Genomic DNA, 21,083 nt, shown 5'->3' with positions numbered 1-21,083 from the left:
GTATTGTCTCTCATTCATTTGCAGGAAAGGTGATTATCGGATCTCAGATGCACACCGTTTTCAAAATTGATGGTCTGAGAAAAGAGGTCGCATAGTGGAAACTCAAGTGAGTGGAGGTTTGAACCAATGCGACCAACGAATGGTGAGCGGTACTGCGACTATTGACGCAATTTATGTTAACGCCTGGCCTTTTTAGATAACAAAAGATCTACAGATTGGAGGGAAATTGCTTTGTTAAAAAATAACATAAGTGACCAAACGCCCACGCCAACCCATCCTGGTTCTTCTCACGAAATGTCAGATTCACTTTTGTGTACTCTTCGCCGTAGATTTCAAGAGGCGATGCAAGCCAAAGGAAAATACTCTGAGTGTATTGAATGGCCTTCTGGCGGGTTTCCTCATCCTGCATGGCCTGCGAGAGATATTTGTAAAAATGATCGTCGAGGTTTACAAGGTCGTTTTTAATGGTGGCTGGTATATTCGGTCGTAATGAGAAGTCGATGTACCCGTACAGCATATCCTCCTCATAGCCGATAGCGCATCCTAAAGTCATAAACAAGCCATCTATGCTGTTGACGTCAGCAATGAAATCTTTAAACCACGGGAAATCGTGAACTTCATGGATGTCATTTATCTTTTCCGGGAATTGTATAAGGTCAAATCCACCATTATTGATATCACCGTTTTCTCTAACATCGCGACGATAAGGGAATCGGGTGAAATTATGGCGATCAGTCATTTCCATGGGGTTTCCTTAACTGAAAGTGAAAAATGAACTCAGCCACTTCTCCGCTTTTAAATGCGTCAGTGTCCCACCACTGACGGGCTGAGTACCCACTTTACCTAGGGTTAAAGCGAAGCAACACCCTGATATACAGACAGTAGCCGCCATCGTGCGGCTTTTTTATTGGAGTGAGCAATGGCAAAACCGGACTGGGGCGAGCTTCAGCAACGGTTCCTGTCCGAACATGCCGCAACCGGCGTATCACCAAAGGAATGGTGTGAAGCGCAGGGACTGAATTACGTTACCGCCCGTCGATATATCAAAAAACCTACTGCGCAAACTGCGCAAAAACCTGCGCAGAAAGATAAAAGCGCAAATGAGCTGTTGGATGATGATGGACTTACCGCTCAGCAGCGCTTATTTGTCGCGGAATACCTGAAGGACAATAACGCCACAGCCGCCGCTGCACGTGCTGGCTATAGTGACCCAAATTACGGTCGTCAGCTCATGGCGAATCCTAACGTTGCGCAGGCTATTGCGCAGCAACAGAAAGCCTCCATTGTGCGCACGCTTGGCAGTGCCGATGAAGTCCTCGCGCAGATGTGGCAGCTCGCCACCTTCGATGCAAACCAGCTTTCGCAGTATCGCCGCGGTGCTTGTCGTTATTGCTGGGGCTTTGGCCATCAATACCAGTGGCGAGATATGGTGGAGTTCGAAGAGAAGCGGCTGGAAGCTACAGAACGCGATAAGCGCGAGCCCGTCGATGTTGGTGGTTACGGTTACGACCACAATCGAGAACCAAACCCCGAATGCCCGCGCTGTAATGGTGACGGCATTGGCCAGCCTTACTTCCCTGATACACGCAAACTCCCGGCCGTTTCCAGGCTCGCATACTCCGGCGTAAAGGTCGGCAAAAATGGCGTCGAAATCACAGCAATCAGCCGCGAGCGAATGTTCGAAGCTGTCATGAAGCGCCTCGGCCTGGCGGATAGCGAGTTTGCGCAGCGCCTGCAGCAGATTGAAATCGAACGTCGGCAGCTGGAGGTTGAGAAACTCCGTAAAGAGTTGGCCGGTGATGGTGAGGACGATGAACCAACCCCAGTGCAGATCAATATCAACGTAGTGGATGCGAGGGCAGACGATGGGGATCAGCCCGACACTTAACATTCCTCAGGCGCGGTTCCTCGCGATGCAGCACAAATTCAAAGCCTACGTTGCCGGGTTCGGTTCCGGTAAGACATGGGTGGGTTGTGGCGGCATCTGCAAAGGGATGTGGGAGCATCCGAAGATTAACCAAGGTTACTTCGCGCCGACATACCCGCAGATTCGTGACATCTTCTACCCGACGATTGAAGAGGTGGCCTTCGACTGGGGGCTGAGCGTGAAAATCAATGAGGGGAACAAAGAGGTTCACTTCTACGAGGGACGGCGTTATCGCGGGACGACAATCTGCCGCTCGATGGAGAAGCCCGGCTCGATAGTTGGTTTCAAAATCGGTAACGCGATGGTGGATGAGCTGGACGTCATGGCGGCTGCCAAAGCGCAGCAGGCGTGGCGAAAAATCATTGCTCGTATGCGTTACAAGGTTGATGGTCTGCGTAACGGTATTGACGTCACGACCACGCCAGAAGGGTTCAAGTTCGTCTACCAGCAGTTCGTGAAGGCGGTACGTGAAAAGCCAGAGCTTGCCGCATTGTATGGCCTGATTCAGGCCAGCACGTTTGACAATGCGAAGAATCTGCCGCCTGATTACATCCCATCGCTGCTGAGTTCTTACCCTGATGAACTGATTCAGGCCTATCTGCGCGGGAAGTTCACAAACCTCAATAGCGGAACCATTTACCACACCTTTAACCGTAAGCTGAATAACTGTTCTGACGAGATTCAGGACGGGGATCCGCTGTTCATTGGTATGGACTTCAACGTGGGAAAAATGGCCGCGATTGTTCACGTTAAGCGTAATGGCCTGCCGCGCGCGGTCCGTGAGCTGGTGAAGGTCTACGATACGCCAGCGATGATTAAGCGTATCCAGGAAGAGTTCTGGCGCTACGAGGATGGCCGATACGTTAAAAGCCGGGAGATTTACATCTATCCGGATGCCTCTGGTGACTCACGCAAATCGCAGAACGCCAGCAAGACCGATATTGCTCAGCTCAACGATGCCGGATTCAGCGTCATTGTTGATGATGCCAACCCGCCGGTTAAGGACCGTATCAACTCGATGAACGCCATGTTCTGTAACGCCAACGGCGAACGCCGCTATCTGGTGAACGTCCAGAACTGCCCGGTTTATACCGAAAGCCTCGAACAGCAAATCTGGGCGGCCAATGGAGAACCGGATAAATCAGCAGATAACGATCACCCCAATGATGCTGGTGGGTACTTCATCGTGAAGGATTATCCGATCGTGAAGCCGGCATACTCAATCACAATGGACACAACTTTCTGATATGGCAAACGACGATATCACCTGGGTTCGACCAGAACACCGGGCGGCTTCTGCTGCCTGGCGGAAATACAGGGACTTCTGCAAAGGAGCTGAGGCCGTAAAGGCGGCGGGTAATAAATATCTGCCTTATCTCGACCCAACCGATAAATCCACGCGTAACCGCAAACGCAACGAAGATTATCTGAGCCGAGCGGTGTTCTACGCCATTGCCGGCAATACGAAGATCGGCATGCTTGGGATGGCGTATCGCAAGGACCCCACGTTTAACGGTCCGGAGAAGCTTAAGTACCTGTTGGACAATGCTGACGGAGCCGGTACCAGCATTTATCAGCAGTCGCAACTGGTGGCAGAGAACGTGCTGGAGGTTGCGCGAGAGGGCATTTACGTCGATTACGCTGAAGCCTCCGATGAGGCGATCATTCTCCGCTATCCGGCAGAGAACATTATCAACTGGCGAACAAAGCGAATTAACGGACGCGATCAGCTGGTGCTTGTGATCCTGCGCGAATGCGTAGAAGAGCCGGATGGCTATGCTTACAAGGATGAAATCCAGTACCGCGAGCTGGCGCTGGAAGAAGGGCGGTTCATCTGCCGGGTATGGCGCCGGGCTGGTGGCACAGCAAGCGGAACATACACCGTTGACAGTGAATACCGTCCTAAGCCCAAAGGGCAGGACTACTGGGACGAAATCCCGTTCACCTTTGTCGGTGCTCAGAACAACGATCCCACTATCGATGATTCCCCCCTGGCCGCGCTGGTGGAGATAAACCACGGACATTACCGAAACAGCGCTGACTATGAAGACAGCGTATGGTTTTGTGGCCAGGTGCAGCCGTATATGACCGGGCTCGATACCAACTGGCGCGATCACCTCGAGAAGAAGGGCGTGAAAATTGGTTCCCGATCACCGCTTTTGCTTCCTAAGGAGGGCTCGTTTGGTTATGCCCAGGCGCAGCCGAACATGCTGGCTAAAGAGGCCATGGACAGCAAACGCGATTACATGGTGCAGCTTGGCGCCCGGCTGATTGAGCAGAACGCCACGGCGAAGACGGCAACCCAGGCGAGCGGTGAGCAAACATCCTCAACATCGGTGCTCGGTATCTGCGTTTCAAACGTTTCTGAAGCCTATACGCTGGCGCTTGGCTGGTGTGCGAAATACCTCGGCATCAAGGGCGAAACGACGAGTTACACCATCAATCAGGAATTCATTGCGAAGGTTGCTGAGTCGGGCATGGTGACGGCGATCGTCAACGCCTGGCAGTCCGGTGCGCTGCGCGACAGCGATATGATTCGCGCGCTACAGAAGCTCGATCTCATTGACCCGGCAGACAGCCCGGACGAGGTTATTGATGCGCTTCGCAATCAGGCACCCACGTTGACCGGAGGCTGATATGGCCACCATTAACGAAAGCCTGCGCGATGAGTCGATCGCACATTCCGTCTGGTTAAGTCGCTACGCCACTGGTGTGGCAAATCGGATGGTGAAGTTGCTTAACGAGACGGACGCGGATTTGTCAGCCCGCCTGCTCGATGCGCTGGACAGATTGCCTCCTGAGAGCTTCACCGTTAACCGTCTGGAGAGTTTACTGGGCAGCGTGCGCGAACTTAACCATCAAGCCGTAGCGTCCATGCAGGCGGGGCTCGAAAATGAGCTGGTGGCACTGGCAAAGAACGAAGCCAGTTATCAGCTGAGCCTGTTCGATTCCCTTCTACCATCTCAGGTGCTAGCGCGATATCCGCTGCAGGGCATCACTGCCGATATTGTTTATGCCGCGGCGATGGCGCAGCCCTTTCAGGGGCGGCTGCTGAGTGAGTGGGCGGATAATCTGGAATCGGACAGGCTGGCGCGTATCGTGAACGCCGTCCGCAGGGGTTATCTTGCCGGCGACACGGTAGAAACTATCGCGCGAAATGTTCGTGGTCACGCCAACAAAGACTATCGCGATGGCGCGCTGCAGATGAGCAGGGCAAACGCCGCCAGCATCGCTAAAACAGCTGTGAATCATCTGGCTGCAACAGCACGCAACAGCTTCACAAGTGCCAACAGCGATATCGTGAAAGGTAAGCAGTGGCTGTCTACTCTGGACAATAAAACCAGCCACGACTGCATTATTCGTGACCTGCTGCGCTACACCCTGGATAACAAGCCGGTCGGGCATAAGGTGCCTTACCTGCAGGGACCCGGGAAGATTCATTTCTGCTGCCGTTCTACCGAAACCCTGATCCTCAAGTCGTGGCGCGAACTTGGCATCGATATCGGCGAGATGGACGAGGGGACTCGAGCTAGCATGGATGGGCAGGTACCGGGGAAAACTTCGTATCTGGAATGGCTCGCGCGCCAGCCGGCACAACGCCAGGATCAGGTACTGGGTGCCGAGCGTGGCCGTTTGTTCCGCGCGGGTGAAATCAACCTGGCTGATATGTTTACTGACAAAGGCGAATGGATATCCCTGGAACGTCTTAAGCAGCTCTCAGGCACAGACAACTAACAACCACATCTTACTTCACGCCCTGGTATCCGCCGGGGCTTTTTTATGGGCGAGGCCCGGCAAAATCCCGAGGGGAAAATATGTTAATTCGAAACATGCTTCTGAAATTTTACGCACCTGAAAGCGGCGGAGAGGGCAGCGGTGGCGGTGGTATCGAAATCACCCCAGAAATCCAGAAGCTGATTGATGAGCGTGTGACCAGCGAAGTCACTGGCTTGAAATCAAAAAACTTTGAGCTGCTGGGCACCATCAAGCAGCAAAAAGAAACCCTGTCGCGCTTCGATGGTATCGATCCTGATGCTGTACGTGGGATCCTCCAGCGTTTTTCCGACGACGAAGAGGCAAAGCTGATTGCCGCCGGGAAAATTGATGAGGTGCTCGATAAGCGCACCGAGCGTCTGCGTGCTGACGTTGATAAGCAGATTAAAGCCGCAAATGAACGCGCCGACAAAGCCGAAGCGTTCTCCAACAAATTCCGGGATCGAGTTCTGGGCGATGCAATCCGTGCTGCAGCCTCAAAAGCTGGCGCGCTGCCGGAAGCATCCGACGATCTGATTCTGCGTGCCAAAGGCACATTCCAGCTCAACGACGAAGGCGAGGCCGTAGCAGTTGATGCAAATGGCGATGTTCTGTTCGGTAAAGACGGCAAAACGCCACTGAGTCCACTCGAATGGGCGGAGTCTCTTAAGGAGACGGCTCCGCATCTGTTTCCACGCGCAGAAGGTACCGGCGCGGGCGGACATAAACCAAACGGCGGTGGCAGCCTGAAACGTTCCGAAATGAGCGCCAGCGACAAAGCGGACTACATCCGCAAGCATGGCCAGCAGGCCTTCCTCAAACTTCCGAAATAAGGGATTAACCCATGCCTACCACTGTTAATAGTGACCTGATTATTTATGACGACCTGGCGCAGACCGCTTTCCTCGAGCGCCGCCAGGACAACCTGGCTATTTTCAACGCGTCCTCCAACGGAGCGATCCTGTTGGATAACGAGCTGATTGAAGGCGACTTCCGCAAGCGTGCCTTCTACAAGGTTGGCGGCTCTATCGAATCGCGTGACGTTAATTCCACCGAAAAAGTGACGGGTAAGAAGATTGGTGCCGGTGAAGCCGTATCCGTCAAAGCGCCGTGGAAATACGGTCCATACGAAACAACAGAAGAAGCGTTCAAACGCCGCGGCCGCTCGGTTGACGAGTTCTCCGAAGTGATCGGCACTGATGTGGCTGACGCGACGCTGGAAGGCTACGTGAAATATGGCCTGAAAGCGCTGACTGCGGCGATTGGTGCTAACGCCGACATGGTGGTCACCGCCGATATCGAAACAGACGGTAAGAAGACCCTGACGCGCGGCCTGCGTAAGTACGGCGACAAGTTCAACCGTGTTGTCCTCTTCGTTATGCACTCCGCCACTTACTTCGACATCGTGGATGAGGCGATCGCCAACAAAATCTACGAAGAAGCAGGCGTGGTGGTCTACGGTGGCCAACCAGGCACCCTGGGTAAACCTGTGCTGGTTACCGACACCATGGACGCTGATGCGATCCTTGGGCTGGTGGCCGGAGCGGTTACCGTCACCGAGTCTCAGGCGCCGGGCTTCCGTTCCTACGACATCAACGACCAGGAAAACTTGGCTATCGGATACCGCGCTGAAGGCGTGGTGAATGTCGACCTGCTGGGTTACAGCTGGGATACCTCCAAAGGCGATAACCCAGACCTGACCAAAATCGGCACTGCAGGTAACTGGAAGAAGCACTTCACCAGCAACAAATCTACGGCTGGCGTGCTGATTAAGCTGGGATCCGCTGTGGGGGAGTAACGCTGTCAGCGGATAAAACCTCCGCAACCGCTGACAGCACAGACGCGGTGACTGTTTCTCTGAAATACACGCTGAATGGCTCCGGTGTATCCGGTAAAACCGTCGCATGGACATCAACAGGCGGCACGCTGAGCACGGCCAGTTCTCAGACCGGTTCTGCAGGTGGGGCGACGGTGAAACTCACATCAGACGTTGCTGGCACCTTCATGGTAACCGGCACGGTTGAAGGAGTGGCGAAAACCACTGATGAGATCACCTTCACTGCGCCTGGCGGAGAATAACGAATGGGGCGAAAGCCCCATAAACAGGATGATTCGATGATCAATACAGATATCACCTCTCCTGATGCCAACAGCTACGCCAGTGAAGAGGATCTTGCCTCGTTTGCGGCAATACGCGGCATTGAACTGCCTGACAACCTCACTCCTTTGTTGATTAAGGCGATGGATTACCTAGAGGGGCTGGACTGGGTTGGCTCAAAAACTGACCCGAGACAGGCTCTGGCATGGCCACGTGTGAATGTCGTTCTGGATGGTCATGATTTCCCACACGACCAGGTGCCGCGGCAGGTTACCTCCGCACAATGTATGCTGGCTATCGAGGCGATTGAGGGCGATCTGCTTTCAAGCGTTCGTGAGGCCGCGGTTAAAACCGAACGTGTCGAAGGCGCCGTAACCATGACCTATGCGGTTGCCGATGGTGAGGTGTTCACACCATCCTACCCGGCGGTAATGGCTATTCTCGGCGACCTGGCTGGTGGGCGTGGATATGCAATCAATGCTTTCGCGGAGCGCGCGTAATGGCCATCAACTATCAGCGAATGCAGGCGACAACGACTCGTATGCTCAAGCAGAACGGCATTGCATACAACGTCACGCGTAAGGGCTCGTTAATCGTCATCGGTGGTGTGGAGCATTGTTCCGATGATATCCAGTTCACCGCCACAGGAGTTAAGACGGATTACGCGCCAGGTGAAATTGACGGAACCGTCATTGAAAACGGCGATGTTCGGATTGTCTTCAGTGCTGAGAAGGACATTAAAACCGGCGATCTGATCGACGTGGACGGCGTAAGCCACCGCGTAGTTAAACCAAACCCCGTGAAACCGGGCGCTGTGGTGCTCTGCTACAAAGCTCAGTTGAGGGCATAACATGGACGATAATAAGGCGTTCACGGCTGCCATCACCGCGTTCGTGGACAAAGCCAAAGCGAATCAGGAAGCGGTCGTACGTGCTGTCGGCATTCGGATCCTTAATCAACTGGTGATGATGTCACCTGTCGGCAACCCCGAACTCTGGGGCATCAACCAGACGGCAGCCTCTTACAATCAGGCGGTATACGACCATAACGAAGCGCAAAAATCGGACCCTGCCAACCTGACTAAAACCGGACGACTTAAAAAGAAGGCTCGACTAGTTGATGGGATGGATATCAAAACACCGCCGGGGTATACGGGCGGACGCTTTCGCGGTAACTGGCAGGTGTCTTTTGATGCACCGACCACATATGAAACGGGACGTGTAGATAAAACCGGAAATCTGACAAAAGCCGCAGGGAATTACACGCTGTCCCTGTTCAAAGTCGGGATGAAGGCTATTTATTTCTGCAACAACGTCCCTTACGCGTATCGACTGGAGATGGGGCACTCTTCCCAGGCTCCGGGCGGTATGGTCCGCATTACTGCTGCTGAGTTTCAGCGATTTTTTGAGGAAGCTGTCAGGGAGGTGACTAAGTGATTCCTGATATTGCATCTGCACTGGCCACCAGACTGGGTACCTGGGCTGATGCCGAGGGCATTTCGGTTGCATGGGAGAACGTGCCGTTTACACCGCCATCTGATGCGTTCTATCTTGCTGTCCATGACATGCCCGCCACGCCGCGTACGGTAGACCTTGGATTGCGCTGCCGCATTTATTCAGGTGTATACCAGATTAACGTTGTGGCCCCTGTCGGCATAGGCCGTACCGATGTTGTGGCTCTGGCTGACCGCGTGGCTGAATTGTTCCCCGAGGGGCAGGAGATTGAAGGCAGGGGTTTTACATGCTGGATAGACCAAACGCCTGGTGTTTTCCGCGGGATCACTACATCTGTCTCTTATACCGTTCCCGTTAGTCTCAATTATCGAGCTGATATCTCCAGCTAATCCTCACAACCTACTAAACCTGACCGGCTCTTTGCCGGTTTTCCCGTTTCTAAAGGAGTAACCAATATGGGCTTTGCATTGCCTAATGGCGCCCACGTCTATCTGGCATCGGGCTATGGCCCAGCCATATCTTTCACCGGGGCGACGAACGCCGAAAATATGGTGATCACCGTGAGTGAAGCGGACGCACTCAAGGTGGGTGATATTGTTCATGTGAACTGCAACTGGTCCGGTGTTGATAACGTCATTGCAAAAATTGATGCGATTGCCGAAAGCGCCGTAACTCTTCGCAATATCAATACCACCAACAAAAACAAATATGCCGCTGGTGGCGGTACCGGTTCGATCCGCAAGGTTCTTGAATGGACCGAGCTGCCGCAAATTACTGAGGTGTCGAAATCTGGTGGCGATCAGAACACCACACAGATTCAGTTCCTGAGCGACGACCGCCAGCGAAACCTGAATACCTATAAATCCGCAGTCTCTCAGACCTACTCGATCGCTCACGACTCAACTCTCCCGGTATATCCGTTGCTGCGCCAACTGGACGAAGACGAAGAGACGGTTGCGGCTTACATGTACGTGCCGAAGGCGAAGGAAAACCGTTACTGGGCGGCCACGGCGTCCTTTGACGATACGCCAACTACTGCGGTTAACGAGGTAGAGACAGTAAGTGTGGTGCTGAACCTGCAGTCACCGGCGATGACGTTCTACAAGGTGACTGACGCTGCCGCCTAGCCGTCAGAGCTTTCACTATTTCATGCCTCCCATTGTGGAGGCTTTTTTCCGTTAAGAGGTATCGATGGCGACCAAATTCACCCTTCAGCCAAAACCTACATTTAAGGCCAACGTCTCGATCCCGCGCGCCGGCGATGAGGATGGCGTGCTGACCTTCACGTTTAATCATAAGCCACTCAAAGAGCTGGCTAATCTGGAAAAACTGGAAGGCAAAACCGCCACTGATTTTCTGATGGAAATCATTGCTGGCTGGGCACTTCCCGATGCATTCAACGCGGAAAACCTGTCGGTGCTGCTGGAAAACTATCCGGCGGCGATGAAGGCCATCCCGGAAACCTACTACCGCGAGCTGATGGGGCAGCGCGAAAAAAACTGATAGCGGTTGCCTCTGCGTTCTATACGCCTGAACCCACAGCGGCAGACCTGGCACCATACGGGCTTACGCCGGATGATTACGACGATCATTACATCGACGTCTGGCCAGATGTATGGACTTCATTCCTGGTGTTTCAGACTGTCAGTACGCAATGGCGAACGGGAATGGGGGGCGCGTCCGGGCTCGACTATAACGTTTTGCCCTGGGTGATGCGTTTGCACAACGTCGACGACGAGGCAACCGCGCTTTCGGACATCCGGGTGATGGAAAGTGCTGCGCTAAAAATTATGCATAAAGAGAGGGCGGAATGAGTAACGATATCGCCACGATTTCCCTGCGCGTAAATACCAGTGAGCTGGAGCGCGGTAATCAGGCACTGGATCGCTTTCAGGAGACCGCGTCCGCCGCGGCAGGCAAAGCGGATGACCTGAACAGCACGTTCCGCACCGGTATCGATAACCAGAAGAAAAACAGCGAAAGTCTGAAGCAGCAGCGCCAGGAGCTGCAGAACCTGCTGAATAAAATTAGCCCGGTAAACAAGGCGCTGGATGAACTGGACACGATCCAGGAGAGCCTGGCGAAATTTCGAGGTAAAGGGCTGGTAGGGGATGAAGACTTTACTCGCTACAACAGCGTGCTTGAGACGACCCGAGCTAAACTGGCGCAGGTCATGGAGTCTGAGACCGCAGAGGGGCGGGCTCGCATTGAACAGGCTCAGGCAGCGCAGCGTGCAGCTGCGGCGGGTAAAACCTTTATCGATTCGCTGGAGGAGCAGGTTACAGCAATCGGAAAAACGCGCGCAGAACTGTTAGAGCTAAAAGCAGCCCAACTTGGCGTGTCCGATCGTGCTGCACCGATGATCGCCCGACTGAAAGAGCAGGAGGAAGCGTGGAAGTCAGGAGCGATCAGCGCGGGGCAATACCGCAACGCGATGCGTTATCTCCCGATGCAAATTACCGACATTGTGACCTCACTGGCTTCCGGTATGCCTGTTTATATGGTTGCCATTCAGCAGGGCGGTCAGCTCCGTGATTCGTTTGGCGGTGTAGGCAATGCGCTGAAAGCGATGTTGTCGATGGTGACCCCTGCCCGAGTCGCAATTGGTGGCCTGGCCGGTGCTGTACTGATTGCGGCCAAAGCGGGATCGGACTACTTCACCGCCTACGACGAAATCAACAAGGCCATTATCAGGACTGGTAACATTGCCGGCACGTCAGCGCTCCAGATCATGGCTTCCTCCCAGTCTATTGCTGCCTCTACTGGAGCTACTGTAGAAACCGTTCAGAGTCTGATGACTGAACTGATTAGCATGGGTTCGCTCACACAGCAGCAGCTTGAAAAAGCGGCAGGCTCTACGGCGCTGGCGGTTCAGACCGGTATAGTCTCGGCGCAGGACATCACCAAAGCCTATAAGGACATCGAAAAAGACCCCGTTAAAGCGCTGCAGAGTCTCAATGAACAATATAATTTCCTGACCGTTTCACAACTTAAGCATGTTGACGATCTGATCAAGCAAAAGGACCAGACCGCGGCCGTTACGCAGGCTATGGACCTGTTTGGCGATACGATGGCAAAACGAGGAGAACAGGCTTACGACTCGCTGACGCCGTTTGGCCGCCTGTGGCTGGATATCAAGGGCTGGGCGTCTGAGGCCATACAGAGTATCGGTCAGTGGGTAGCTGAGCTGGCATCAAACACACTGAAGGAATTCAACGCAATTTATTACAGCGTTGCGATCGTTTTCCAGAAGCTGAACCAGATCATTTCTTCCTCTATCGCGGCTGCGATTAATCTCATTCCTGACTGGGCGAAAACGGATACTTTGCAGGGATGGCAGGACTATAACGAACAAATGGCCAGCGCTTATGGCGACAGTGTTTCTCAGCTGAAAAAAGACTGGGATGCGGCTGATATCAGCGCAGGTAAATACCTCGATACGACCAGAAAGATAAGTACCGCAACCACCCAGAAGGATCGGGAAGGAGTCGCTTCTTTTGGCAAAAAGACGAAAACCGGAAAGCAGGGCACTTTATCAGCTGGCGATCGCAGCACGGATGCTGCCCAGGCCGAGTTACTGGCGCTTCAGGCACAGTTACGCGCGCTGCAGCAGCATAAAGGGCTGAACGATACTATCAGCCAGCAGCGCAAAGATCTGTGGACGACTGAAGCGAAATTTCAGGTGCTGGAGGAGGCCTCGCGTTCACGTTCACTGACAAAGCAGGAACAATCCCTGCTGGCGAGTAAAGACCAGGTGCTTCAGTTGGCACGGCAGAAAGCCCTGTTAGGTGATCAGATTACCGCACAGGAACAGCTGAACAAGCGAATGGATACCTCGCAGAAATACGTCACGCAGATGGCAGAGAAGCAGGCTGCATTAGTGAACGGTGCAGGGATGAGTGACCGTCAGGCACAACGTGAGCTGGCAAAGAGTCAGCTTGCCGCTGGCTGGAAGAATGCTGGCGGTTCGCTTGAAGACGAGGGTTATCAGAAGCAGCTCAAAGCGGCGAATGATTACTATGAGGCAGAGGACAGGTTACGTGGAGACTGGCTGACTGGCGCGAAAAAGGGCTGGGCTGAATTTGAAGACAGCGCGACCGATGTTTACTCGCAGGTTCAGACGATTACCAGCAATACGTTCACCGGGATGGCCAGCACGCTCACTGACTTTTTTACTACTGGTAAATCTAACTTCTCTGATTTCCTGTCTACTTTCCTGAAGGGCATCGCCCAGATGCTGACGCAACTGGCTCTGGTTAATGGAATGAAGTCAGCCTTTGGTGGCACGGCAATAGGTAATTTCTTTGGAATACAGGCATGGTCTGGCGGCTTTATTCCTGAGTACGCTAATGGCGGCGCTGTTGGCTATACCGGGGATGGAGGAAAATATCAGCCAAAAGGTGTGGTTCATGGCGGTGAATTCGTATTCACCAAGAAGGCTACCAGTGCGCTGGGTGTCGGTAATCTCTACACGCTTATGCGGAGCGCTCAGGGGTATGCAAACGGCGGCTACGTCGGAAACGCACCGATGTACGGATTACAGGCTGCTGGTTCAGGGAATGTGACGGTCCAAACGTCTGTTGTTGTGCAGAACCAGAACCCGCAACAGCAAACAAACGCTGGTAGTGATGCGATGTCCCGAGCCTTTAAGCAAACTATTGATCAGTCAGTGCGCGAAGGTATTGCGAAGCAATTGAGGCCTGGAGGGCTCATCTGGAATGCTTCCAAATCACGATAACCCGCTCAGGCGGTTTTTTTATGCTTGGAGAAAGCATGACAATCGAAACATTCACGTGGCGAACCCAGATTCAGGCGGGAATGGAAGGATCGTTCAGCCTTAAAACGCGCTCTGCAACCTTTGGCGACGGCTATGAGCAGATCGCCGGGGAAGGCATTAACCCTGAAAAGCAGTCATGGCCGGTCACACTCACGGGGAAAAAAGCGGACATGCTTCAGGCCCTGAAGTTCTTTCGTTCTCACGTCACCAAATCATTCATCTGGACATCGCCAGTTGGCGAAACTGGGCTGTATCGTATCGAGGCCGAATCAATCAAGTCACAGCCCTTATCCAGCAAAGTCATAACCATTTCCGCAACATTCAAACAGGCGTACGCACCATGATCACAGCAGACTTTCAAAGCCTTGAGCCCGGCAACAAAGTCCGGCTTATCGAAGTTGATGGCTCTACGTTCGGCGTCGATGATGTACTGCGATTTCACGCGTACAACCTCCCGCACACGGAAGAAGAAATCGCCGCCGCTGGTGGTGATGAATCAACGCTGGAGGCGAAAAGCATCTGGTGGCAGGGGGAAGAATATGCCGCCTGGCCGTATCAAATTGAAGGGCTTGAAGCATCCACAGAAGGCAACAGCGCCCAGCCAACGCTGACGGTTGCAGATATCGAAAGCAAGATTACAGCGCTGTGCCTTGCTTATGACGATATGCTACAGGCGAAAGTCACTATCCATGACACCTATTCGCACTATCTCGATGCGAAGAACTTCCCAGCAGGTAACCCAACAGCTGATCCGCAACAGGTCAGAAAACGAGTTTTTTACATCGATAGTAAAAGCAGCGAAATTCCGGGCGAAAGTATCGAATTTGTACTCGATAGCCCAATGTCGTTACAGGGAAAGATGATCCCTACGCGACAACTTCATTCTCTGTGTACCTGGTGTATCCGGAATAAATATCGCACCGGCGACGGCTGCGACTATGCCGGTACCCGCTATTTCGACAAAAACAACAACCCGGTGAGCGATCCGTCACTGGATGAATGCAACGGCACGCTGACGGCCTGCAAACTTCGATTCGGCGAAAATAACGAACTCTCGTTCGGTGGTTTTCCGGGCACGTCTTTGATCAGGAGCTGATATGCGTCAGAAAACCATCGATGCGATTATGGCACATGCTGCAGCTGAGTATCCTCGCGAGTGTTGCGGCGTAGTGGCGCAGAAAAGCCGTGTTGAACGTTATTTCCCGTGCCGGAATCTTGCCGCGGCGCCGGAGGACAATTTTATACTTTGTCCCGAAGACTATGCAGCTGCAGAAGACTGGGGGAAGGTGATCGCCATCGCTCACAGTCACCCGGATGCCACGACGCAACCGAGCGAGCTGGATAAAGCGCAATGCGATGCAACCCTTTTACCCTGGCATATCGTGAGCTGGCCGGAGGGGGATTTACGAACCATCCAGCCGCGTGGAGAACTGCCGCTTCTGGAGCGCCCGTTTGTGCTTGGTCACTTCGACTGCTGGGGTCTGGTGATGAGCTATTACCGGCAAACGCACGGGATAGAGCTTCACGATTACCGGGTCGATTATCCCTGGTGGGAAAACGACTACCCGGACAACTTCTATCAGGATTGCTGGTATGAGTGCGGATTCCGTGAATTCGACGGGCCGCCAAAACCTGGCGATTTGGTGATCATGCAGGTTCAGGCTGATAAGTGGAATCATGCGGGGATTCTGCTGGAAGGCAACATGCTACTGCATCACCTTTATGGGCATCTGAGCCAGCGCGTACCTTATGGCGGTTACTGGCGTGAGCGCACAATGAAAATACTGCGCTTTAAAGACTGTTTCTGAGAACCGCCTGTGACAGTTTTTATGGGGGAAAAATGGCTGCATTACTCAATGTTGAGCCGGTCCGCACAATTCGATTGTACGGCGTGCTAGGCGCCACCTTCGGGCGTGAATATCGTTTATCAGTAGCCTCACCAAAGGAGGCCATCCGCGCCCTAAGCGTTATCGTGCCGGGTTTTGAACGTTTCCTGAATACCAGTAAGCAACGAGGTTTAACTTATGCGGTATTCAGCGGGAAACGAAACCTCTTAAACGATGAGCTCAGTATGGACAGGAGCACAGAGGAAATCCGCATCGCGCCGGTGATCATCGGAAGTAAGCGAGCCGGGGTGTTTCAGACAATCCTCGGGGTTGCCCTTGTCGCTGTTGCTGCGTTCGTCACGGGAGGGGCCGCGATTGGGATTGGTGGTACTGCTTTCGCTGGTGGATGGGGCGCTGTGGCGGGGATTGGGGCATCAATGGCGATTGGCGGCGTAGTCCAGATGCTATCTCCACAGACAACCGGACTCGCCAGTAAGCAATCTGCGGATAACCAAGCCAGTTATGCCTTTGGTGGAGTAACAAATACGACAGCTCAGGGCAATCCGGTACCACTCTTGTACGGCCGGCGCCGTATAGGTGGCGCGATCATCTCCGCTGGTATCTATGTGGAAGACCAATTCTAAAGATGTTATATATATGGAATAAGTTGTAATAGGGATATTAATCGTGAATCAAGATGCTTTAGTCATAGCTAGATCCATTTTGGAGCTCAAGCAAGATGGAGATGTGCTCAAGGACTATATTTTTCCATTCTTTGTTGCTTTTTTTTCAGCTCTACTTGGTGCCGGTGTGGCTTATTCTTTTAATAAAAGGCAGGAGCGGCACAGGATTGAGAGGGAGCGGTTTGATTTGGCAAATAAATTATTGTCTGATGTAACTTCAGCTTTGAATTCGCTAGTGTCAATAAAATCTAACTACATTGGTTTGACTGAGGTTGATCCATATAAAAGAGCATTTTCAATTCCATTTACTATGCTTGATGAAAGAAGTTTGGGTGTCGATATCGCAAGGTATTATTTTATCGAGCCTAAGCAAACGTGTAATTTTACAATAATGCAAAAAATTTCCCGCTGGATTAATCAAAAGATTGTTCGTGTTGTTCCATCTGAACCTTCAATGGAAGATTTCGGTAAAAGTTGGCGGAATTTAATGAGGGTAAAGGCATTTGTAAATAATTATAATTATATTCTGTTTGTTCTGCACAAAAGGAATGCAATCGAGGAGGATATAAAAAAGGAAATCCAAACTATCTGTCGTCAGCAAAAGGTCGATCCTCGTAAAGTTAGTCTAGAATTTGTGCTATTACATTTGGAAGGGGAAAAGTTAGTTCATCATGTTCATTTGACAGAGCTTTTTATTTCTCTACTGGATCATGTCTTGAAAGAAATGGATTCTTTTGTGAATTGTTTTCCTGATATAGCTGAAAGTAATATTGAAATGAAGATGATTGGTGAAAGGGCGAAAGTTGTTAGGGTTATAAACGATCGCCCTGCTTATTTAGCAAGTCTTATCCCAATAATAAAGCCAGATTTTCGAGCTTTATCAAAAATTGTCGGGAGAAACCTTCGTGAAACCGAACAAACATACACATTCAGAGATTGGTATTGAATTTACTTACGAAAATATCTTTCATCTAGCCACCTCAGGGTGGCTTTTTTTATGGGTGCAATATGGTTACTTCTACTCCGATTACAGGCCGCAAGGGTGGTAACTCCAATTCCCGGACCCCTACGGAACAGCCTGACGATCTGCAATCTATAGCAAAGGCGAAAATCCTCGTTGCACTAGGTGAGGGTGAATTTGCAGGGCAGTTGACGGCGAAAGATATCTACCTGGACGGAACGGCTCTGGAGAATGCTGACGGCTCTCAAAACTTCAGCGGCGTTACGTGGGAATTTCGCGCGGGAACTCAGGCGCAAAAATATATTCAGGGCATACCCGGTACCGAAAACGAAATCAACGTGGGAACTGAGGTATCGAGCGCTACAGCGTGGACGCGCACGTTTACCAATATGCAGCTTTCAGCGGTTCGCCTGCGCCTGAAATGGCCTTCGCTTTTCAAGCAGGAGGACGACGGCGATCTGGTCGGTTACTCGGTTAATTATGCGATTGACCTGCAGACGGATGGTGGCACATGGCAGACGGTACTCAATACCAGTGTGACCGGCAAAACGACTTCAGGTTACGAGCGCAGCCACCGTATTGATTTACCTCAGGCTGGCAGTACCTGGACAATCCGACTCCGTAAGATAACGTCTGATGCCAACAGCGCGAAGATCGGCGACACGATGATGTTGCAGAGCTTTACCGAGGTAATTGATGCCAAGTTACGCTATCCAAACACAGCGCTGCTTTATATCGAATTCGTTTCGAGCCAGTTTAACGGCTCTATCCCGCAGATCTCCTGCGAGCCCCGCGGCCGCGTTATCCGCGTACCGGATACTTACGACCCCGAAACCCGCACTTATAGCGGTACGTGGGCTGGGACATTTAAATGGGCCTGGACCGATAACCCTGCATGGATTTTCTACGACCTGGTGGTTAGCGACCGTTTCGGACTTGGGGATCGTCTTACAACGGCCAACATAGATAAATGGACGCTCTACCAGGTTGCACAGTATTGCGATCAAATGGTACCGGATGGCAAAGGCGGAAGTGGTACCGAACCACGTTATACATGCAACGTGTACATTCAGGAACGCAACGACGCTTATACGGTCCTGCGTGATTTTGCTGCAATCTTCCGTGGGATGACCTATTGGGGCGACGACCAGATTGTGGCGCTGGCGGACATGCCGAGAGATGTTGATTTTACATACACGCATGCGAACGTTATTGATGGGCGCTTTACCTATTCCAGCAGCACCACAAAGAACCGTTACACCAATGCGCTGGTGTCCTGGTCTGATCCTGATAACGCTTATTCTGATGCGATGGAGCCTGTTTTTGAGCAGGCGCTGGTTGCGCGTTATGGGTTTAATCAACTTGAGATAACTGCGATCGGTTGTACCCGTCAGTCGGAAGCGAATAGGAAAGGGCGATGGGGGATCCTCACCAACAACAAAGATCGCGTTGTTACTTTCAATGTAGGGGAAGATGGCAACATTCCGCAGCCTGGCTATGTAATCGCTGTAGCGGACCGAAATCTCTCCGGGCGCGACCTGGGCGGCCGTATCTCTGCGGTGAATGGTCGCGTGCTGACGCTGGACAGGGCGCCGGATGCTTCGGCAGACGACAGGATGATTGTCAATCTTCCATCGGGTGTTTCACAGTCACGCACCATTCAGTCGATTACGGGCAATAAAGTGACCGTTACGACCGCTTACAGCGAAACGCCTGTGGCTGAGGCCGTATGGGTCATTGAGTCTGACGAGCTCTACGCACAGCAGTATCGCGTTATTACGGTAACTGATAATAATGACGGCACGTTCACAATCGTCGGTGCAAATCACGATCCGGATAAATTCGATCGCATTGATACCGGAGCCATCATTGACCAGCGGCCGGTGAGCGTGATCCCGCCAGGTAACCAGTCGCCGCCTGCGAACATCGTGATCAGCTCGTTTTCTGTGGTGCAGCAAAATATCAGCATCGAAACGATGCGCGTGAGCTGGGACCAGGCTCAAAATGCTATCGCCTATGAGGCGCAATGGCGCCGCAACGACGGGAACTGGGTTAACGTGCCGCGCAGCTCCACCACGTCATTCGACGTTCCGGGAATTTATGCCGGACGTTATCTTGTGCGCGTGCGGGCCATCAATGCTGCCGAAATATCTTCAGGATGGGGATATTCAGAAGAGAAGACGTTGACCGGCAAAGTTGGCAATCCACCTAAGCCAGTAGGATTCACAGCCACGGGCATTAACTGGGGGATTCGTCTTAACTGGGGTTTCCCGGCAAACACCGGCGATACGCTAAAAACGGAAATTCAGTACACAGCAAACAGTGACTTTTCAGATCCATTTTTGCTCTCAGACGTGCCTTATCCATCTGCGGAATACACCCAGCTCGGCCTTAAAGCAGGGCAGGAATTCTGGTACCGCGCACAGCTTGTCGACAGAACGGGTAACGAGTCCGGGTATACCGACTGGATCCGGGGGATGTCTAACGATAACGCCGATGATTATCTGGGTGATATCGCTAACGATTTTCTTACCTCTGCTGATGGGGAGCGCCTCACTGGTGACATAGATACAAACATTGAGGGAATACTACAGAACGCCCTGGCGAACCACGGAACAGTCGAGCACCAGTGGGCACAATACGGGGAAGTGCGTGCCGATATTCTGGTTGTTAAAACGACGATTGCTGAAGTTGATAAGGCAATGGCCGAACTTTCGACGCAGGTACAGGCGCAGATAGAGGACGTCACCGCTTCCCTGGAAGACAAGCTTACAGCCGTCGTAGATGCCTCCGGTGCTTCGGCAATCTACACCCTCAAAACAGGTGTGAGAATAAACGGGGTGATGTACAACGCCGGGATGTCTATTGCAGTGCTTGCAGAGGCGGGGAAGCCGGTAGTCACCCGAGTTGGTTTCAACGCTAACCAGTTTGTACTGATGAGCGGCAGCGGTGATACCCAGTACTCTCCGTTCGCTGTCATCAATGGTCAAGTCTTTATGAGCTCCGCATTTATTCAGGATGGCACGATCACCAATGCCAAAATCGGCGACTTCATCCAGTCCAATAACTACGTTGCTGGGTCTGTCGGATGGAGGCTGGATAAATCAGGAACATTCGAGAACTACGGTTCGACAGTTGGAGAGGGAGCCATGAAACAGACAAACCAGACAATTAGTGTGCGTGACGCCAACAATGTGTTGAGGGTGCAGATCGGGAGAATCACGGGAACATGGTAAACATTGGGCCTCAGGTGGGGGCCTTTTTTAGGATGAACAGCTATGGCTCAGTACGGAGTTGAAACCTGGGACACCTCAGGCAGGGCGAACAACTATGGGATTAAGCCAGTCAGTGTAAGTGGATATCTTCAGTTGGCTCAGAACCAGAAAACAGGCTCTTACTCAGTCGTGCTTCCACCGGGGTGCAAGCTTTCTTACTTTCAGATCATGAGCGGTGATCAGTGGGGAACGAGCCGGAGGAAGATCACTATTTCAGGTGGCACCGCAACGGTATCGGCAGTGGGCGATACCGACTACTCCGCAGGGACTGAGCCTGCGGCCGCGGCGTATCTCATTTTCCAGATAGAGAGGGCATAAATGGCGCAGTA

Annotated in this window: 22 protein-coding genes; 21 read left to right on the top strand and 1 reads right to left on the bottom strand. The window is 52.4% G+C overall.

What is annotated here, in order from left to right; all coding sequences use genetic code 11:
• Positions 1-208 precede the first annotated feature (208 nt).
• Positions 209-745: a hypothetical protein gene (locus tag AA74_RS0118885; RefSeq protein ID WP_025913027.1), complete on the bottom strand. Its 537-nt coding sequence runs from the start codon at positions 743-745 to the stop codon at positions 209-211.
• A 174-nt stretch (positions 746-919) separates the two neighbouring features.
• On the opposite strand from AA74_RS0118885, the gene AA74_RS0118880 reads away from it, so the two are divergent.
• The 21 genes from AA74_RS0118880 (at position 920) to AA74_RS0118785 (ending at position 20,715) form a co-directional block, all read left to right on the top strand.
• Complete coding sequence (locus tag AA74_RS0118880; RefSeq protein WP_025913026.1) at positions 920-1,888, top strand: terminase small subunit; 969 nt, start codon at positions 920-922, stop codon at positions 1,886-1,888.
• Positions 1,866-3,173: a terminase large subunit domain-containing protein gene (locus AA74_RS0118875; protein WP_025913025.1), complete on the top strand. Its 1,308-nt coding sequence runs from the start codon at positions 1,866-1,868 to the stop codon at positions 3,171-3,173. Before AA74_RS0118880 ends, AA74_RS0118875 begins: the two co-directional genes overlap by 23 nt.
• Position 3,174: 1 nt before the next feature.
• Positions 3,175-4,563 carry a DUF4055 domain-containing protein gene (locus tag AA74_RS0118870; protein ID WP_025913024.1) on the top strand — a complete coding sequence of 463 codons (1,389 nt, stop codon included), beginning with the start codon at positions 3,175-3,177 and terminating at the stop codon, positions 4,561-4,563.
• A gap of 1 nt (position 4,564) precedes the next feature.
• Positions 4,565-5,662 carry a phage minor head protein gene (locus tag AA74_RS0118865; protein WP_025913023.1) on the top strand — a complete coding sequence of 366 codons (1,098 nt, stop codon included), beginning with the start codon at positions 4,565-4,567 and terminating at the stop codon, positions 5,660-5,662.
• Positions 5,663-5,742: 80 nt separating this feature from the next.
• The gene (locus AA74_RS0118860; protein WP_025913022.1) at positions 5,743-6,513 is read left to right on the top strand and encodes a hypothetical protein; all 771 of its coding nucleotides are present in this window, start codon (positions 5,743-5,745) and stop codon (positions 6,511-6,513) included.
• 11 nt (positions 6,514-6,524) lie between these two features.
• Positions 6,525-7,478: a major capsid protein gene (locus AA74_RS0118855; protein ID WP_025913021.1), complete on the top strand. Its 954-nt coding sequence runs from the start codon at positions 6,525-6,527 to the stop codon at positions 7,476-7,478.
• Between the two features lie 47 nt (positions 7,479-7,525).
• Positions 7,526-7,759, top strand: a complete 234-nt coding sequence (locus tag AA74_RS1000000123480) for an Ig-like domain-containing protein (RefSeq protein ID WP_063137823.1) — start codon at positions 7,526-7,528, stop codon at positions 7,757-7,759.
• Positions 7,760-7,795: 36 nt separating this feature from the next.
• Positions 7,796-8,278 (top strand): DnaT-like ssDNA-binding protein, encoded by a 483-nt coding sequence (locus AA74_RS0118850; protein ID WP_025913020.1) that lies wholly within the window; start codon positions 7,796-7,798, stop codon positions 8,276-8,278.
• On the top strand, positions 8,278-8,628 hold the full coding sequence (locus AA74_RS0118845) for a hypothetical protein (RefSeq protein ID WP_025913019.1): 351 nt from the start codon (positions 8,278-8,280) through the stop codon (positions 8,626-8,628). Before AA74_RS0118850 ends, AA74_RS0118845 begins: the two co-directional genes overlap by 1 nt.
• A gap of 1 nt (position 8,629) precedes the next feature.
• A complete protein-coding gene (locus tag AA74_RS0118840; RefSeq protein ID WP_025913018.1) occupies positions 8,630-9,214 on the top strand; it encodes a hypothetical protein in 585 nt (194 codons plus the stop codon).
• A complete protein-coding gene (locus AA74_RS0118835) occupies positions 9,211-9,621 on the top strand; it encodes a DUF4128 domain-containing protein (protein ID WP_025913017.1) in 411 nt (136 codons plus the stop codon). Before AA74_RS0118840 ends, AA74_RS0118835 begins: the two co-directional genes overlap by 4 nt.
• Positions 9,622-9,687: 66 nt before the next feature.
• Positions 9,688-10,359, top strand: a complete 672-nt coding sequence (locus AA74_RS0118830; protein ID WP_025913016.1) for a phage tail protein — start codon at positions 9,688-9,690, stop codon at positions 10,357-10,359.
• A gap of 64 nt (positions 10,360-10,423) precedes the next feature.
• Complete coding sequence (locus AA74_RS0118825) at positions 10,424-10,735, top strand: phage tail assembly chaperone (RefSeq protein WP_025913015.1); 312 nt, start codon at positions 10,424-10,426, stop codon at positions 10,733-10,735.
• Positions 10,627-11,046, top strand: coding sequence for a DUF1799 domain-containing protein (locus tag AA74_RS01000000122325; RefSeq protein ID WP_320699898.1), 420 nt, complete (start codon positions 10,627-10,629; stop codon positions 11,044-11,046). The genes AA74_RS0118825 and AA74_RS01000000122325 overlap by 109 nt, the downstream gene beginning before the upstream one ends.
• Positions 11,043-13,970, top strand: coding sequence for a phage tail tape measure protein (locus AA74_RS0118815; protein WP_025913013.1), 2,928 nt, complete (start codon positions 11,043-11,045; stop codon positions 13,968-13,970). The genes AA74_RS01000000122325 and AA74_RS0118815 overlap by 4 nt, the downstream gene beginning before the upstream one ends.
• Before the next feature lie 35 nt (positions 13,971-14,005).
• Positions 14,006-14,353: a phage tail protein gene (locus AA74_RS0118810; protein ID WP_025913012.1), complete on the top strand. Its 348-nt coding sequence runs from the start codon at positions 14,006-14,008 to the stop codon at positions 14,351-14,353.
• The gene (locus AA74_RS0118805) at positions 14,350-15,105 is read left to right on the top strand and encodes a phage minor tail protein L (RefSeq protein WP_025913011.1); all 756 of its coding nucleotides are present in this window, start codon (positions 14,350-14,352) and stop codon (positions 15,103-15,105) included. Before AA74_RS0118810 ends, AA74_RS0118805 begins: the two co-directional genes overlap by 4 nt.
• A gap of 1 nt (position 15,106) precedes the next feature.
• Positions 15,107-15,817, top strand: a complete 711-nt coding sequence (locus AA74_RS0118800; RefSeq protein WP_025913010.1) for a C40 family peptidase — start codon at positions 15,107-15,109, stop codon at positions 15,815-15,817.
• A 32-nt stretch (positions 15,818-15,849) separates the two neighbouring features.
• Entirely contained in the window at positions 15,850-16,479 is a 630-nt protein-coding gene (locus AA74_RS0118795) for a tail assembly protein (RefSeq protein WP_025913009.1), read from the top strand.
• Positions 16,480-16,522: 43 nt separating this feature from the next.
• A complete protein-coding gene (locus tag AA74_RS0118790) occupies positions 16,523-17,464 on the top strand; it encodes a hypothetical protein (protein WP_025913008.1) in 942 nt (313 codons plus the stop codon).
• Between the two features lie 62 nt (positions 17,465-17,526).
• A complete protein-coding gene (locus AA74_RS0118785) occupies positions 17,527-20,715 on the top strand; it encodes a host specificity protein J (protein WP_025913007.1) in 3,189 nt (1,062 codons plus the stop codon).
• The last annotated feature ends 368 nt before the right edge of the window (positions 20,716-21,083 follow it).

Source organism: Enterobacter sp. 5-4 (assembly GCF_000612205.1).
GTDB lineage: Bacteria > Pseudomonadota > Gammaproteobacteria > Enterobacterales > Enterobacteriaceae > Enterobacter > Enterobacter roggenkampii.
This window is presented reverse-complemented; position numbering and strand designations above follow the sequence as displayed.